The following is a 14,446-nucleotide window of genomic DNA, read 5'->3' as shown; positions in this document are numbered from 1 at the left end:
CCACCGGCAGGCTGCCGGCCACGGTGCTCAGGCGCTCCAAGGTGACGTAATCGTCGCTGATCTTGCGCAGCCATTTGTCGAAGGCGGCGGCGCCGGCGCCGACGTCCCGCTGGTCGATCGTGTTCAGTGGTGCGACGGCGACTTCCAGCGCGCGGTCGGACGGCTTCGGCGGGGCTTGCGTGGCTTGGCTCATGGGGCGGTTATCCGACGGATGGATTGAAGGGCGTGGGCGCGATGTCAGCGCCGATGTGCGGCAGGTATTCCGTGCCTTCGAACCGGTTCACCATCAGCTTCGCTTGCGGGCCGTCGTCTCTCGGGAACGACACGCGCAACAGGCGGGTGCTTAGGTGGGAATCCAGCAGTGCTTGCAAATCAGTCATCGCGCTTGCTCATCAGTTGAGTTGGGCATCGTTGTCTTTGAATCTGGAGCCATCTGCGTACGATGCCGCGCAGGTGTACGCCCTCGATCCGGACACTGTTACTGGTATGCATCCTAGGTAATTTGCGTCGCTGACGAGGACTAACTGCCGTCGCGTTGGCGAAGGTCAAATCGCACGCGGCTTAATGAACACAGTGCGCGCCTGGCAATTGGCGTTTTCGAGAGCGAACGATAAGCCGTGCTCTCGCAAGGAGATTTGGCAACGAGCACACACGTCTGCGAGGTTGCGCCGCACCAAGGCATGCCAAGCGGGCAACAGCACGTCCCTTAATTTAAAAGGGGAAGCGTTTTTGGAGGTCGGACCTGGAAAGGATTATTGGTAATGTTCTTCCGGTGAGAATTGCAAGAGCAAGGAAAACAATAAATCACGTCGTGATAGACTGGCTTCCCGACCCTCCGCCGCCCAGCGTCGTCATGCACCTTCGCGCTCCTCGTCCCGCACTGCGCCCGTTCATCGGGCAGCTTTGGGTATCGCACAGCCATGACATCCCGGCGTGCAGGCGTGAACACGTGCTGCCCACCGGGCAAATGCACATGGTGTTCCGGCTCGGCGGGCCGGCATTGCGCGTGTTCGCCGATGCCGACGATGCACAGGGCAGCACGATCGCCACGCCCGTGCTGGGCGGCGTCCGCACTGGTTTTTACGTGAAGGAAGTGGCCGGGCACGTCGTGTCGGTCGGCGTGCAACTGCTGCCCGGCGCGGCCCAGGCGTTATTCGGCGTCAGCGCGGCCGAGCTGGCCGAAAGGCACACGCCGTTGCCTGAACTGTGGGGCGTCAGCGCCGAGTCCCTGCTGCAACAGCTTGCGCAGGAAGGCGATCCGCGCCGCCAGATGGTACTGCTCGAGTCCTTCCTCGCAGCACGGTTGCCGGCGACACCAGTGCTGCACCCCCGCGTCGTGCACGCCCTCGCCGCCTGCGCGCAGGGCGCCCGGGTCGACGACATGGTGACGCAGAGCGGCTACAGCCATCGCGGCTTTATCGCCCTGTTCCGGCATGCCACCGGCATGAGCCCGAAGCGCTACCTGCGCCTGCTGCGCTTCCAGTCCGTGCTGGCGGCCATGCGCGAGAACCCGGCGGCGTCGCTCAGCGCATCGGCCCTTGGCGCCGGCTACAGCGACCAGGCCCACATGACGCGCGAGTTCACCGAGTGCGCAGGCATCACGCCGTCGCGCTACCGCCAGCTGGCGCCTGTCGCCGCGCACCATGTCGCCGTCGCGGGTGCCGAAACGTCAAATTTCTTCAAGACAGGAAGGTTAGGGCACGTCACAGTAGCGACGCATGTATTCATTTCCACGACCGGGAGACATCATGATCCATGAACTGTTTGCTTACCTGTGTGTCAACGACGCCGCCGCGGCGATCGATTTCTATCGCAAGGCCTTCGGCGCCACGGAGAAATTCCGGCTGACGGAGCCCAGCGGGCGTATCGGCCATGCCGAGCTCGATTTCGACGGCACCACGGTGATGCTGGCCGATGAGTACCCCGAATTCAATAGTCTCCGCCCCCGCCCGTCGGAAAGCACGCCCGTGACGATCCACCTGCACGTGGACAACGCCGATGCCGTCGTCGCCCGCGCGCTCGATGCCGGCGCCACACTGGAAAGGGAAGTGCAGGACGAATTCTATGGCGAGCGGGGCGGTGTCGTGCGCGATCCGTTCGGGCACCGGTGGAATATCGGGCACAGTATCGAGGAATTGTCGCCGGAGGAAATGCAGCGGCGTTATACGGCGATGATGGAGCAGTAAGGGCACGAACGGGTGCATCCATGCCGGCAACTGGCCGGCCTCGCGGTTCGATCAGTAGGGAACCGGGCGCGCCAGGGCGAATGCGATCTTCCCGCTGCTGTCGGTACTCGCCGACAACATGATGCGGCGGCCAGGCCAGCTCAAGACCAGGGTGTTGCCTTGCGCAAGAGCTTGGCGCACGGTCTTCACGGCCTTCTCGTCGAACCTGATGCAGCCTTCCTCGTCCGCCATGCCTTCGGCCGCGACCGTCAGTTCCGAGACTATTTCGCCGAGCTTGCTTGCCTCGGTCACGGCGAACATCCGCCACTCCTGGAGTCCATAGAAGTCCGGATCGCGCGGGCAGAAGCGGTCGCGCAAGGGCTTTTGTGCGAGCAGCGGGAACGCCGTGGCGTTGCGTTTCATCGTGTCGATGACGTCGAGATTGTCCTGGACGCGTTGCAATACCTGCTGGCTCGCCTCGAGCTTGCGCAACTTGGCCAGCGCCTGCTGCAGCAGCGCGGGATCGAACGAGAGTTGCGTCTCGTTCAGCCAGTACGCCTCGACCCAATCGCGCGCCTTTGCATCCTTCAACTCGGCTGCACGCTCGTACCACGTCAGGGCCTGCGCAGCGTCTTTCGGCACGCCTTGACCGTTCTCGTACATCGTCGCGATGCCATACGCCGACCTGGCGAAACCCAGCTGATAGCCGCGCTCGAACCAGGTCAGGGCACCGGTGAAATTCTTGGCGTTGTAGTCGATGGCGCCGCGGTTGTGCGTGGCCCGCGGCAAGCCCAGCCGGGCGCCCGTCTCGGCCAGTTCGATCGCCCGTACGCAAGCCGGAATCGGGTCCGGCCGGGCCTTGCTGCCGGCACCGAAGTGCGCGTCGTAGCGCTCCCGCTCGCATGCCACCGTATAGATGACGATGGCTTCGTCGAGCAGTTTGTTGTCCTGTTCCTTCTTCCACGCCGCTTCGAAATCCTCGCCAACGTCCATGCACACTTGCAGGTCGCCTTCGTCGCGGCACACTTGCGCACGCGCGCGCCGGGCATTGTGGACGCCGGGCTCGGTCAGGCCGAGTGCGATGGCGCGTTCGAAGTGGGCCAGCGCCGAACGGGCGGAACCGCGTCCGTCAAGCAGCAACTGCCCGAGGTTGTTTTCGGCGCGGGCATTGCTAAGCTCGGCCGCACGCCCATACAGGTTCATCGCCTGGTAGGGATCGGCCTCCACGCCCTTGCCCAGGTGGTAGGCTTTCCCCAGCAAGAACAAGGCTTCCGGATCGTCGCGATCGGCCCGGGGGCTTGCCGCTTTCAGGAACTGCGGAAAGGATCCGGCATTGAAAAGTTGTTCGAGCTTGGAAGGCAATGTCTCGGCGCCATGGGCGACTTGGTGGAGACACAGGGAAAGCAGCAATAGGGGAAGACGTCGCATCGGGACCTCGTCGTGTCAACGTGGACTGGCAGTATGCCGGATTAGTTCAGATATTCAACACCCGAGTCGCCGCTTCATTCGAGCGGCCACGAAGACCTGGCGACTTCAACGTGGTTTTTTCGCCTGCCAAAAGTGAGCCGGAAACAAAAACGCCAACCCGAAGGTTGGCGTTCTCGTTGAATTCTTGGTAGGCCGTGCGGGATTCGAACCTGCGACCAACGGATTAAAAGTCCGCTGCTCTACCAGCTGAGCTAACGACCCAAGGTAAAACTGTTCAATCTTTGCAAGTGGTAGGCCGTGCGGGATTCGAACCTGCGACCAACGGATTAAAAGTCCGCTGCTCTACCAGCTGAGCTAACGACCCCTTGCAGTACAACGCTTTACAACATTCTTTCGAGTGGTAGGCCGTGCGGGATTCGAACCTGCGACCAACGGATTAAAAGTCCGCTGCTCTACCAGCTGAGCTAACGACCCTCCGAAAGAAGCGGGATTATAGGATGCCCCGGCGGCTGTGTCAAATGCTGCTGAGCAAATTACCGTTCAGCAGTGTGAGCCGGGCCACCCTTCCGCGCGCCGCTCACTTCGCGCCCAGGCGCTCCTTGGCCGTGCGGGCGGCCGTCGTGTTCGGATAGGTCTTCACGAGCTCCTGCAGGGTCTTCCTGGCGTTGTTGACGGCCTTCAGCTCCGTCTGGCAGCTGGCGATGTTGAGCATGGCGTCCGGGGTCTTCGGGCTGTCCGGATACGTCTTGACGACCTGCTGCTGGGCCGTGATGGCGTTCTTGCAGTCGCGCTGGGCGTAGTAGGCGTTGCCCAGCCAGTATTGGGCGTTGGCGGCGTAGATCGAACCGGGGTATCGGCGCACGAAGTTCTGCAGCGACGTGGCGGCGCCTTCGTAGTCGCCTTCCTTGAACTGCTGCATGGCGGCGTCGTAGGCGTTCTGCTCGGACTGGTCGACCGAGGCGGTCTTGCCGTCCACTTCCACTTCGCGGGGTTCCAGCTTGCGCAGGCGCGCGTCCAGATCGGCGTAGAAGTCCTTCTGGCGCTTGGTGGCGATGGTGATTTCGTTTTCCAGCACTTCCAGCTGGCCGCGCAGGCGGGCGATTTCCTGCATGGTCTGCTCGTGCTGGTTGATCAGATCGAGCGAGACGCTCTTGTCGGCTTTGTTGTCGAGGCGGGTGGTGACGTCTTTCGTCAGCGCTTCGACCTTGGCGCGCAGGTCGAGGATGGCGCGGCGCGCTTCGTCGTCGTCGAAGACGCCGGCCGATGCGTGCATTGCGAAGCTGGCCAGCGCCAGTGCCAGGGCCGTCTTGGCGGATTTGATCATGTTCGGAACGCTTTCAGATAAAAAAACGGGACAGCGCAGTATAACTTGCGCTGTCCCGTCGTACCCGTGGGGACGGGTGCGACCTGCTTCGATTACTTGTAGACGATATCGGCACGGCGGTTCTGCGCCCATGCTTCCTCGTTGTGGCCTTCGGCTTTCGGCTTTTCCTTGCCCAGCGAAACGGCTTCGATCTGGCCTTCCGGTACGCCCAGGGCGGTCAGCGACTTGCGCACGGCTTCGGCACGCTTCTGGCCCAGTGCCAGGTTGTATTCGGCGCCGCCGCGTTCGTCGGTGTTGCCTTGAACCAGGATCTGACGGTTGCTGTTCTTGGTCAGGTAGCCGGCGTGGTTTTCCACCACTGGCTTGCCGTCTTCACGCACGACGAAGCTGTCGAAGTCGAAGTACACGCTGCGGTTGGCCAGCACGCCTTTCGGATCGTCCAGCGGGTCGATCGACTTGGTGTCCACCGGTGCGACGGTGCGGGTCTGGTCCGCGGGGGCGGCCGTTTCGGCCGGCTTGCTTTCCACCACTGGTGCCGGCTCGGTCACCTTCACCGGCGACGAGCAAGCGGCGAGCAGGGCTGCAGTGCTGATGATAAAGGCGAGATGTTTTACGTTACCCATTTTGTTTCTCCTGGTCGTTGTGAAAGGTTTTTGACTACATTTACTTCATGAAAGGACCCCAGGTGGGCTCCTTGATTGCTCCCGCCTGAATCGTCAGGCGCTGCTTGACACGGCCGTCCACCGATACCACGGCCAGGGCCTTGCGTCCGCCCGATTCGGTCGAGTACAGGATGTACTTGCCGTTCGGGGCGAAACTGGGGGCCTGGTCGTTGGTATTGTCGGACAGACGGGTTTCCTGGCCGCTCGCCAGATCCATTACATACAGCTGGAACTTGCCGCCGCGCTGGGAAATATAGGCCAGCGATTTCCCGTCGGAGGAAACGCGCGGGCTGATGTTATAGCTGCCGGTGAAGGTGATGCGCTGCGCATCGCCGCCGTTGGCGCTCATGCGGTAGATCTGCGGGCCGCCGCTGCGGTCGCTCGTGAAATAGATCGACTGGCCGTCGGCCGAGAATTGCGGTTCCGTATCGATGCCGCTGCTGTTGGAAATGCGGCGGATGCCGCCACCGGTCGAATTGGCGACATACACCTGCGTATTGCCCGACTTCGACAGGGCCAGTGCGATGCGGCTGCCGTCCGGCGACCAGGATGGCGCCGAATTGCTGCCTTTTTCATTGGCGATGACGGTGCGCTGGCGCGTGATCAGGTTCTGCACGTAGATCACGGGCTTCTTCTGCTCGAACGACACATAGGCCACCTTGGTGCCGTCCGGCGACCACGAAGGCGAAATGATCGGCTCGTTCGACGACAGGGCCAGCTGGACGTTTTCGCCATCCGAATCGGCCACTTCCAGGCGGTACGAGCGGCCCTGCTGCGTGACGTAGGCGATGCGGGTGGCGAAGATGCCGCGCACGCCCGTCAGCTTTTCATACACGTCGTCGGCGATCTTGTGGCCGGCCAGGCGCGTGAACTGGGGCGCGGCCTGCTGGTCCAGTTGCGACAGCTTGGCGTTCTGCACCGTCGACATCAGCTTGTAGCGTACCGTGAAACTGCCGTCGGCGGCCTTTTGCACGGTACCGACGACGAGCGCGTCTGCGCCTTTTGCCTTCCACGCGGCCAGGTCGACGTTATTCGTGTCGGCGATGGTGCCGGCATCGATGATCTTGAAGGCGCCGCTGCGCTCCAGGTCCGTCTTGATGATTTTCGAGATCTGCGTGGGCGACACGGATTCGTCGCCGAAGGCGGCCACGGCGACGGGAATCTGGTTGCTGCCGACGCCGGTAATTTCCACGCGCAGCTGCGCGTGGGCGGACAGGCTGGCCAGCACGCCGGCCGTCAGGATCAGGGTATTGAGTTTTTTCATGGTTCGCATCAAGGCAAGTCTTTCAGTTTGAATGCGGCGGTGATTTCCCGTTCAACCGTACCGTCTTTCTTTTTTGGCAGAGGCGACGATTTGGCGATCGCGTTCTCCACGGCGGTATCGTAGGCGGGAATGCCGCTGCTTTTTGTTCTCCGGACCGAAATAATTTCCCCAGTTGGTAATTGCGTGATCTGGAACTCGGCACTCGGGTTGCCCGGAAGGTCCTGGCTGCCCGCGTAGCTGATATTGCCCTTGATCTTGGCCGCGATGGCCGCGCGGTAGCCGCTGTCCATCCGTGGCGCGGTCGATTTCTCGGCCGTGCCCGTGCTGCCGGCGGCGGACCCCATGATGCGGCGCATTTCCTCGGCGCGCTGTTTTTCCAGCTTCGCCGCCGATTCCGCCGCCGCCTTCTTCTGGGCCGCCAGTTTCTTCTTCTCGTCGTCTTTTTTCTTCTGCTCTTCTTTTTCTTCGGCCAGCTTGCGTTCTTTTTCGTCTTCGTCGCGCTTTTTCTTCTCGTCAAGCTTCTTTTGCTCGGCCAGCTTTTCCTTGCGCTCGTCTTCCAGCTTCTGCTTCTTCGCTTCTTCCTCGGCCAGGCGCTTCTTCTCCAGCTTTTCCTTTTCGCGCTCCTTCTTCAAAGCGATCTCCGGATCGACCTTGGGCGGCGCCACTTTTTCCGGCGGCGCCACTTTCGGCGGCGGCGGTGGCGGCGGGGCCGGCGTCGGCTCCGGTTCCGGCTTCGGCTCAGGCTTCGATTCCGGTTCGGGCGGCGGCGGCGGGGCCGCCTGCTGCGTCGTCAGGTCCCACACTTCCGCTTCCACGGCCACCGGTTCCGAGTTCTGCCAGTTGATGCCGCCCCACAGGAACACGAACAGCAGTGCATGCATGCCGATGGCCAGGGCGAACGAACGCCAGCCCGTTTCCCGCCTGGGTACCCGGTAGGGGCTGCCGGACGAACTCGCTCCGCCTGTTGCTGCTGGTGTCGTCATGCTGTTATTTCGTTGCCAGCGCGACCCGCGCGATGCCCATTTTCTTCGCTTCGGAAATGAGCTGGATCACGTCGTCGTATTTGCTTTCCTTGTCGCCCGCAATCAAGACCGGGTAATCGGGATTGTCCTCATGCAGCGAGCGCAGCTTGCCCACCAGCGCATCGCGGTTCGGCACCGTTTCCGGCGCATCCGCATTCTTGCCCGCCACGCCGATCGACAGCGCACCGTTCGGCTTGATCGTCACCTGGATATACGCGTCCGGCGGACGGGTCGACTTTTCCGCGTGCGGCAAATCGATCGAGCTGGGATTGTTCGAGCTGGGCATGACCATGAAGATGATCAGGAGGCACAGCATCACGTCGATGTACGGCACGACGTTGATCTCGGACTTCAGCTTGCGGCCCCGGCCGCCGCGCATGCCGCTGTTGAAGGAAGAAGCCATGGCGTCCCCTTAGCGCGACTGCCGCTGCAGGATGTTGGAGAATTCCTCGACGAAGCTCTCGAAGCGGATCGCCAGGCGGTCGACATCATGCGTGAAGCGGTTGTAGGCCACCACGGCCGGAATGGCGGCGAACAGGCCGATGGCGGTGGCGATCAGCGCTTCGGCGATACCGGGCGCGACGGCGGACAGGGTTGCCTGCTGCACATTGGCCAGGCCACGGAAGGCATTCATGATGCCCCACACGGTGCCCAACAGGCCGATGTACGGCGACACGGAACCGACCGAGGCCAGGAAGGCCAGGTGCGATTCGAGCGCATCCATTTCGCGCTGGTAGGCGGCGCGCATGGCGCGGCGGGCACCGTCCAGGATGGCACCCATGTCCAGGGTCTGCGGGCTGGCCGCGCCGGCCTGCTTGCCCTTGATGAATTCGCCCATGCCCGCTTCGAAGATGCGGGCCAGCGCGCCGTTGCTGGCGCGGTTCGAGCTGGCGTTCTGGTACAGCGCGTGCAGGTTGCCGCCGGCCCAGAAGGTTTTTTCGAAATCGATGGTAAGGCGGCGCGCGGCGCGCACGTCGAACATTTTCTTGAAGATGTAGGTCCAGCTGACGAGCGACACGCCAAGCAGCAGCGCCATGATCAACTGGACGATCAGGTGGGCATTGGAGATGAGGGCGATGAAGGAAAGATCTTGGGTGGCGTTCATTGTTTCTCGGTCTGGTTTGTCGGTCTGTTTATATGTTCTGTCTGCCGCTGTCCGCGCCGCTTACGGCGCCGGCGTGCTGACATAGGCGGCCATGCGCGCCGCCACGGCGTCGGGCACGGCGCGCGGACGCAGCGCGGAGTCGACGCAACCGACCTTGACAAGCGCCGTGTTCAGCCGGGTCGTGCCGCACCATGCTTCCTGCCGGAAGACGATGGAAGCACGGCCCAGCTTCTCGATAGTCAATGTTAAGTTTAGTACATCGTCCAGCTTGGCCGGCGCATGATAGTCCGCGCTGACATTCTTGACGACGAACATGGCGTCATGTTCGGCCAGCAAAACCTGCTGGCCCACGCCAACGGCGCGCAGCCATTCGGTGCGCGCCCGTTCGAAAAACTTCAGGTAATTTGCGTAATAGACGATGCCGCCCGCGTCCGTATCCTCGTAGTAGACACGGACTTCCCAGGTGAACTCTGAAGACATGGTTGAACTGACACAAGTGTTATTAAGCAACATTCTACGTCATTTTCTGTAAACGTTGCCGAAAGTTTGCAGCCGCCCGGGGGAGGGCAAATCGTGCAAGGCAGGCACGTCCAAAATACAAGCCGGACATTAGAGCAAATTCCGCCCGCGTACTTGACGTCTGTAACAATCCCTTACGTTTGGGCCTGCCTACACGCGCTTGATCGTCAGCGGGCCGGGTCCCTGGCAGGTCGGCATCAGTTCGATCTGGTTGATGTTGATATGGGGCGGCAGGGTGGCGATCCAGTAGGCGGTGGCGGCGATATCCTCCGGTGTCAGCGGGGTCGTGCCTTCATACACCTTGGCCGCCGCCGCGTCGTCGCCCTTCAGGCGCACGTTGGAGAACTCCGTGCCGCCGCACAGGCCCGGCGCGATATTGGTGGCGCGCACGCCCGTGCCGACCAGGTCCGCCCGCAGGTTCAAGGTGAAATGGTCGACGAAGGCCTTGGTGGCGCCATACACGTTGCCGCCCGGGTAGGGCAGGTGGCCGGCCACGGAGCCCAGGTTAATGACCAGGCCGCTGTTGCGCTGGACCATGCCGGGCAGCACGGCGCGCGTCATCGTCACCAGGCCGCTGCAATTGGTGGCGATCATGGTTTCCCAGTCCTCCAGCGACGCCTCGTGGGCCGGCTTGACGCCAAGCGCCAGGCCGGCGTTGTTGATCAGCACGTCGATCTCGCGCCAGCCCGCCGGCAGCGCTTCCAGCGCGGCGTGGATGGCGGCCTTGTTCGTCACGTCCAGCGGCACCGTGCGCACGGAAGGGCCCAGCTCGGAGGCGAGCGCATCCAGGCGGTCCTCGCGGCGGCCCGCGATCAGCACCTTGTGGCCGTTGCCGGCGAAAACGCGCGCCATCGCGGCGCCGAAACCGGCCGTCGCGCCGGTGATAAAGACGATCATGGTGGGTATCCGTGGTTGAACCGGCCAATTGTAGCCGAGTGGGGGCCAGTATGGCAGAAGCGGCATGATTGCCCGGCCATGGGGCGACTGGCAAGCTGGGCAGACGAGGGAGGGTGTCGACGACGGGGCAGGCTAACTTGTTATTATGCTTTCAACTTCCCGTCCGTTCGCCGGCTTCTCCGGGCGGGCTGACTAATTGTTTTAATCTCAATTTCTTGCTCTCGCCCAGTTGTCTCCGGGCGGGCTGACCAATTGCTTTTATCCCCTTTCTTGCTCTCGCCCAGATGTCTTGGGGGCGGGCTGACTAATTGCTTTTACCCCCTTTCTTGCTATCGCCCAGTTGTCTCGGGGCGGGCTGACTAATTGCTCTTATCCCAATTTCTTGCTCTCGCCCGGCAGTTCACATACAATCCCCGTTCCATTTATGTCTCACGTAACTGGCGAAAAGCGGGCGGCGTCCTTCGGACGGTGCCGGCGAAAGGTGGGGCTCCACCGGGGAACGTGAGATTTCAACAGCCGTTCGCCTGGGCAGCCTCGATGGAAGCGCGAATGATCGCGGTCTGGCTGCCCCCGTGCGTTCCGGTCCCCTCATTCGATCCTATCTGCCAGTCTCAGTACTCAATCGGAGTTAAACCATGTTCGCTAAAGATCACACCCTCGCCGCCATCGACCCAGAACTGTTCGGCGCCATCGAGAACGAGAACCGCCGCCAGCACGACCATATCGAGCTGATCGCCTCGGAAAACTACACGTCGCCGGCCGTCATGGCCGCCCAGGGTTCGCAGCTGACGAACAAGTACGCCGAAGGCTATCCGGGCAAGCGCTACTACGGCGGCTGCGAATACGTCGACGTCGTCGAACAACTGGCGATCGACCGCGTCAAGCAGCTGTTCGGTGCCGAGGCGGCCAACGTGCAGCCGAACTCCGGCTCGCAGGCCAACCAGGGCGTGTTCTTCGCCGTCCTGAAACCGGGTGACACCATCATGGGCATGTCGCTGGCCGAAGGCGGTCACCTGACGCACGGCATGGCGCTGAACATGTCCGGCAAGTGGTTCAACGTCGTCTCCTACGGCCTGACCGCCGACGAGGACATCGACTACGAGGCCATGGAAAAGCTGGCCCACGAGCACAAGCCGAAGCTGATCATCGCCGGCGCGTCGGCCTTCTCGAAGAAGATCGACTTCGAACGCTTCGCCAAGGTCGCCAAGGCAGTCGGCGCCTACTTCATGGTCGACATGGCCCACTATGCCGGCCTGATCGCCGCCGGCCTGTACCCGAACCCCGTGCCGCACGCTGACTTCGTCACGTCGACCACGCACAAGTCGCTGCGCGGCCCGCGCGGCGGCATCATCCTGATGAAGGCCGAGCACGAGAAGATCATCAACTCGGCCATCTTCCCCGGCATCCAGGGCGGCCCGCTGATGCACGTCATCGCCGGCAAGGCCGTGGCCTTCAAGGAAGCGCTGGGCGAGGACTTCAAGGCCTACCAGAAGCAGGTCATCGTCAACGCCGACATCCTGGCCAAGACCCTGATCAAGCGCGGCCTGCGCATCGTGTCGGGCGGCACCGAGTCGCACGTGTTCCTGGTCGACCTGCGCGCCAAGAACCTGACGGGCAAGGAAGCCGAGGCGATCCTGGGCAGCGCCCACATCACCACCAACAAGAACGGCATCCCGAACGACCCGCAGAAGCCGTTCGTGACCTCCGGCATCCGCCTGGGCAGCCCGGCCATGACGACGCGCGGCTTCAAGGAAGCGGAAGCCGAGGAAGTGGGCAACCTGATCGCCGACGTGCTGGACAACCCGCACGACGCGGCCACGATCGAGCGCGTCAAGGCCGCCGTCAAGGTGCTGGCCGACAAGTTCCCCGTCTACGCCGCCTGAGTTGGCAAGCCTGCCGCCGTCCGCCTGTTTACGTAAGCGGACGGCGTTGTTACTATCGGAGCGCCGGGCTGCAAGGTCCGGCGCTTTTTTATCCCCTGATGCGCCTTTTTCCTACCCATGAAATGTCCGTTCTGCCAGCACGATGAAATCCACGTCCTCGATACCCGTGTATCGGAGGAGGGGGACGCCATCAAGCGGCGCCGCCGCTGCGGCCGATGCGACAAGCGCTTCACGACCTACGAACGGATCGAGCTGTCGATGCCCTTCGTCGTCAAGAAGAACGGCAGCCGCACGGAGTTTTCCGAAGCCAAGCTGCGTGGCAGCCTGATGCTGGCCCTGCGCAAGCGCCCCGTGGCTGCCGCCGCCGTCGATACGGCCGTGCAGTCGATCTCGGAAAAGCTGCTCACCAGCGGCAAGCGCGAAGTCGATTCGAACCATATTGGCGAGCTCGTCATGCAGGAATTGAAGCGCCTGGACAAGGTGGCCTATATCCGCTTTGCCTCCGTCTACAAGAATTTCGAGGACCTGGCCGAGTTCCAGGATGCCATCGAAGAGGCCGGCGACGAGGGCCGGGGCCAGGCGCCGCGGGGCTGACCCCAACTTCGGTGCCGGTTCGCAAGGCCTTCAAGCAAGTTCCTCGCGGAAATATCACCCCTATCCAGCTCATCCTTGATATCGCTCAACCGCCGAGCCCCGTTGCCGCCTAACTTGAACGGCAGAGCTAACGGAGGTGGACGATGGGGCGCGCTGCCGGCTTTACGCTGATCGAAGTGCTCGTTGCCGTGCTGGTGCTGGCCGTCGGCCTGATCGGCGGCACCGCCATGCAGCTGCACGCGATGCGGGCCCGCCATGAATCGGCCCTGCTTTCCACGGCCGTGCAGGCCGCCACCACGATGGCCGACCGTATCCGCGCCAACGCCGGCCAGCTCGGCGACGTGTATCTCCAGCTCGACTACGATGCCGCCGCCGAACCGGTGCCGGGTGCGCCGCCCGGCCAGTGCCTGGCCGACGCGTGCGATGCCTCCCAGCTGGCCCGCCTCGATGTCTACGAACTGAAACGCCAGGTACGCGCCGGCCTGCCCGCCGGGCGTGCCCGCGTGTGCCGCGATGCCGCCATGTGGCAGGACGGCCGCCTGCGCTGGCCCTGCAGCGGCGGCCCGGCCGCGCCCGTCGTCGTCAAGATCGGCTGGCGCGGCAAGAACCCGGACGGCACGCCGCAAGCCGACGCCGATGGCGGCTTCGTGCCCGGCGTGGCCATTGCCGTCGCGGGGGTGGCGCCGTGATGGGCCCCGTGCCAGCCATCGGCCGCTGCGCCGGCATCGGCCTGGTCGAAATGATGGTCGCGCTGGTGATCGGCATGCTCGTCACGCTGGCATCGGCGGCCATGCTGGTCGCGGCCAACGGCGACTTCCTGCACCACGGCGCCAGCGCCCGCGTCAACGATGGCGGGCGCTACGCGCTGGAGCTGATCGGTCAGGCCCTGCGCCAGGCCGGCTATGTCGACCCGGCGGGCGGCGTCGGCCCGACGCAGGAAGAAGGCGCCGGCGTCAAAGGGCTGGACGCGCGCAGCGTCACGCGCGACGGCGAAGGCATCGACGAAAGTTCGTCCGCCAGCATCAACGGCAGCGACGTGCTGGCCGTGCGCTTCGGCGGCGCCGGGGCCGGCCATGGCGACGGTTCCGTGCTCGATTGCGCCGGCTTTGCCGTCGGCATCGCCGAGCAGGGCTGGAGCATCTTCTATGTCGCCCCGGGCGAGGACGGCGAAGCCGAATTGCGTTGCAAGTACCGCACCGACGCCGGCGGCTGGCATGCCGATGCCGTCGTGCGCGGCGTCGATACCTTCCAGGTGCTGTATGGCGTGGACCTGGACGAGCCGCGCGACGGCGTGCCCAATCGCTACCTGAACGCGCTGGGCGTGCGGGCACTGGATGACGCCATCGCTGCACAGGGCGACACGCCGGCCGAACGCGAACAGGACCGGCGCCGTCGCTCGCACTGGAAGCGGGTGGTGGCCGTGCGTGTGGCCCTGCTGCTGCATGGCGAGGCGGGCACCCGGCCCGGCACGCGGCCGCTGCGTTTCGACCTGTTCGGCCCGGCCTATGCCGCCGGCGCGGACGATCCCGGCACGCATATCGACGAAGCGGCGCTGCGTGCGCCGCTGCGGGCCCGCGCACGCC

The 14,446-nt window shown here is 63.6% G+C and carries 17 protein-coding genes, 3 tRNA genes and 1 riboswitch; of the genes, 6 read left to right on the top strand and 14 right to left on the bottom strand.

Translation table 11 applies throughout. The annotated features are described in order from the left end of the window. Window positions 1–193: hypothetical protein (locus tag GM672_RS24755; RefSeq protein WP_155473195.1), on the bottom strand; the 193-nt coding region annotated here is incomplete at its 3' end. A gap of 7 nt (window positions 194–200) precedes the next feature. Beyond that, the gene (locus GM672_RS24750; protein ID WP_155473194.1) at window positions 201–380 is read right to left on the bottom strand and encodes a hypothetical protein; all 180 of its coding nucleotides are present in this window, start codon (window positions 378–380) and stop codon (window positions 201–203) included. A gap of 473 nt (window positions 381–853) precedes the next feature. On the opposite strand from GM672_RS24750, the gene GM672_RS24745 reads away from it, so the two are divergent. After that, complete coding sequence (locus GM672_RS24745; protein WP_155473193.1) at window positions 854–1,759, top strand: helix-turn-helix domain-containing protein; 906 nt, start codon at window positions 854–856, stop codon at window positions 1,757–1,759. Next, the gene (locus tag GM672_RS24740) at window positions 1,746–2,186 is read left to right on the top strand and encodes a VOC family protein (RefSeq protein WP_170300228.1); all 441 of its coding nucleotides are present in this window, start codon (window positions 1,746–1,748) and stop codon (window positions 2,184–2,186) included. Before GM672_RS24745 ends, GM672_RS24740 begins: the two co-directional genes overlap by 14 nt. A 51-nt stretch (window positions 2,187–2,237) precedes the next feature. On the opposite strand, the gene GM672_RS24735 is transcribed toward GM672_RS24740, so the two are convergent. The 12 genes from GM672_RS24735 to GM672_RS24680 all read right to left on the bottom strand — a co-directional run bounded on the left by GM672_RS24735 (window position 2,238) and on the right by GM672_RS24680 (window position 10,386). Then, a complete protein-coding gene (locus GM672_RS24735; RefSeq protein ID WP_155473191.1) occupies window positions 2,238–3,593 on the bottom strand; it encodes a tetratricopeptide repeat protein in 1,356 nt (451 codons plus the stop codon). 185 nt (window positions 3,594–3,778) lie between these two features. Then, window positions 3,779–3,854, bottom strand: a tRNA-Lys gene (locus GM672_RS24730). Window positions 3,855–3,881: 27 nt separating this feature from the next. Continuing rightward, a tRNA-Lys gene (locus GM672_RS24725) sits at window positions 3,882–3,957 on the bottom strand. A gap of 34 nt (window positions 3,958–3,991) precedes the next feature. Next, window positions 3,992–4,067, bottom strand: a tRNA-Lys gene (locus tag GM672_RS24720). A gap of 103 nt (window positions 4,068–4,170) precedes the next feature. Further along, entirely contained in the window at window positions 4,171–4,917 is a 747-nt protein-coding gene (gene ybgF, locus GM672_RS24715) for a tol-pal system protein YbgF (RefSeq protein ID WP_155473190.1), read from the bottom strand. Window positions 4,918–5,009: 92 nt separating this feature from the next. Continuing rightward, window positions 5,010–5,540 carry a peptidoglycan-associated lipoprotein Pal gene (gene pal, locus GM672_RS24710; protein WP_155473189.1) on the bottom strand — a complete coding sequence of 177 codons (531 nt, stop codon included), beginning with the start codon at window positions 5,538–5,540 and terminating at the stop codon, window positions 5,010–5,012. Window positions 5,541–5,580: 40 nt separating this feature from the next. Next, window positions 5,581–6,843, bottom strand: coding sequence for a Tol-Pal system beta propeller repeat protein TolB (tolB, locus tag GM672_RS24705; protein WP_371867099.1), 1,263 nt, complete (start codon window positions 6,841–6,843; stop codon window positions 5,581–5,583). An 8-nt stretch (window positions 6,844–6,851) separates the two neighbouring features. Further along, window positions 6,852–7,826: a cell envelope integrity protein TolA gene (gene tolA, locus GM672_RS24700; RefSeq protein ID WP_155473187.1), complete on the bottom strand. Its 975-nt coding sequence runs from the start codon at window positions 7,824–7,826 to the stop codon at window positions 6,852–6,854. 4 nt (window positions 7,827–7,830) lie between these two features. After that, window positions 7,831–8,268, bottom strand: coding sequence for a biopolymer transporter ExbD (locus tag GM672_RS24695; protein WP_155473186.1), 438 nt, complete (start codon window positions 8,266–8,268; stop codon window positions 7,831–7,833). Between the two features lie 9 nt (window positions 8,269–8,277). Continuing rightward, complete coding sequence (tolQ, locus tag GM672_RS24690) at window positions 8,278–8,970, bottom strand: protein TolQ (RefSeq protein WP_155473185.1); 693 nt, start codon at window positions 8,968–8,970, stop codon at window positions 8,278–8,280. Between the two features lie 60 nt (window positions 8,971–9,030). Beyond that, window positions 9,031–9,450 carry a tol-pal system-associated acyl-CoA thioesterase gene (ybgC, locus tag GM672_RS24685; protein ID WP_155473184.1) on the bottom strand — a complete coding sequence of 140 codons (420 nt, stop codon included), beginning with the start codon at window positions 9,448–9,450 and terminating at the stop codon, window positions 9,031–9,033. A 189-nt stretch (window positions 9,451–9,639) separates the two neighbouring features. Then, window positions 9,640–10,386, bottom strand: coding sequence for an SDR family NAD(P)-dependent oxidoreductase (locus GM672_RS24680; RefSeq protein ID WP_155473183.1), 747 nt, complete (start codon window positions 10,384–10,386; stop codon window positions 9,640–9,642). Between the two features lie 423 nt (window positions 10,387–10,809). After that, window positions 10,810–10,923, top strand: a riboswitch (ZMP/ZTP riboswitch). A 98-nt stretch (window positions 10,924–11,021) separates the two neighbouring features. Here GM672_RS24680 and glyA point away from each other — a divergent pair. The 4 genes from glyA to GM672_RS24660 all read left to right on the top strand — a co-directional run. Continuing rightward, window positions 11,022–12,269: a serine hydroxymethyltransferase gene (glyA, locus tag GM672_RS24675; protein ID WP_155473182.1), complete on the top strand. Its 1,248-nt coding sequence runs from the start codon at window positions 11,022–11,024 to the stop codon at window positions 12,267–12,269. Window positions 12,270–12,386: 117 nt separating this feature from the next. After that, window positions 12,387–12,863, top strand: coding sequence for a transcriptional regulator NrdR (gene nrdR / locus GM672_RS24670; RefSeq protein WP_155473181.1), 477 nt, complete (start codon window positions 12,387–12,389; stop codon window positions 12,861–12,863). 143 nt (window positions 12,864–13,006) lie between these two features. Beyond that, a complete protein-coding gene (gene pilV / locus GM672_RS24665; RefSeq protein ID WP_155473180.1) occupies window positions 13,007–13,552 on the top strand; it encodes a type IV pilus modification protein PilV in 546 nt (181 codons plus the stop codon). Then, the coding region (locus GM672_RS24660) for a PilW family protein (RefSeq protein ID WP_155473179.1) at window positions 13,552–14,446 on the top strand (895 nt) is incomplete at its 3' end. The genes pilV and GM672_RS24660, both read left to right, overlap by 1 nt.

Source organism: Pseudoduganella buxea (assembly GCF_009720835.1).
GTDB classification, from domain to species: Bacteria; Pseudomonadota; Gammaproteobacteria; order Burkholderiales; family Burkholderiaceae_D; genus Rugamonas; species Rugamonas buxea.
This window is presented reverse-complemented; position numbering and strand designations above follow the sequence as displayed.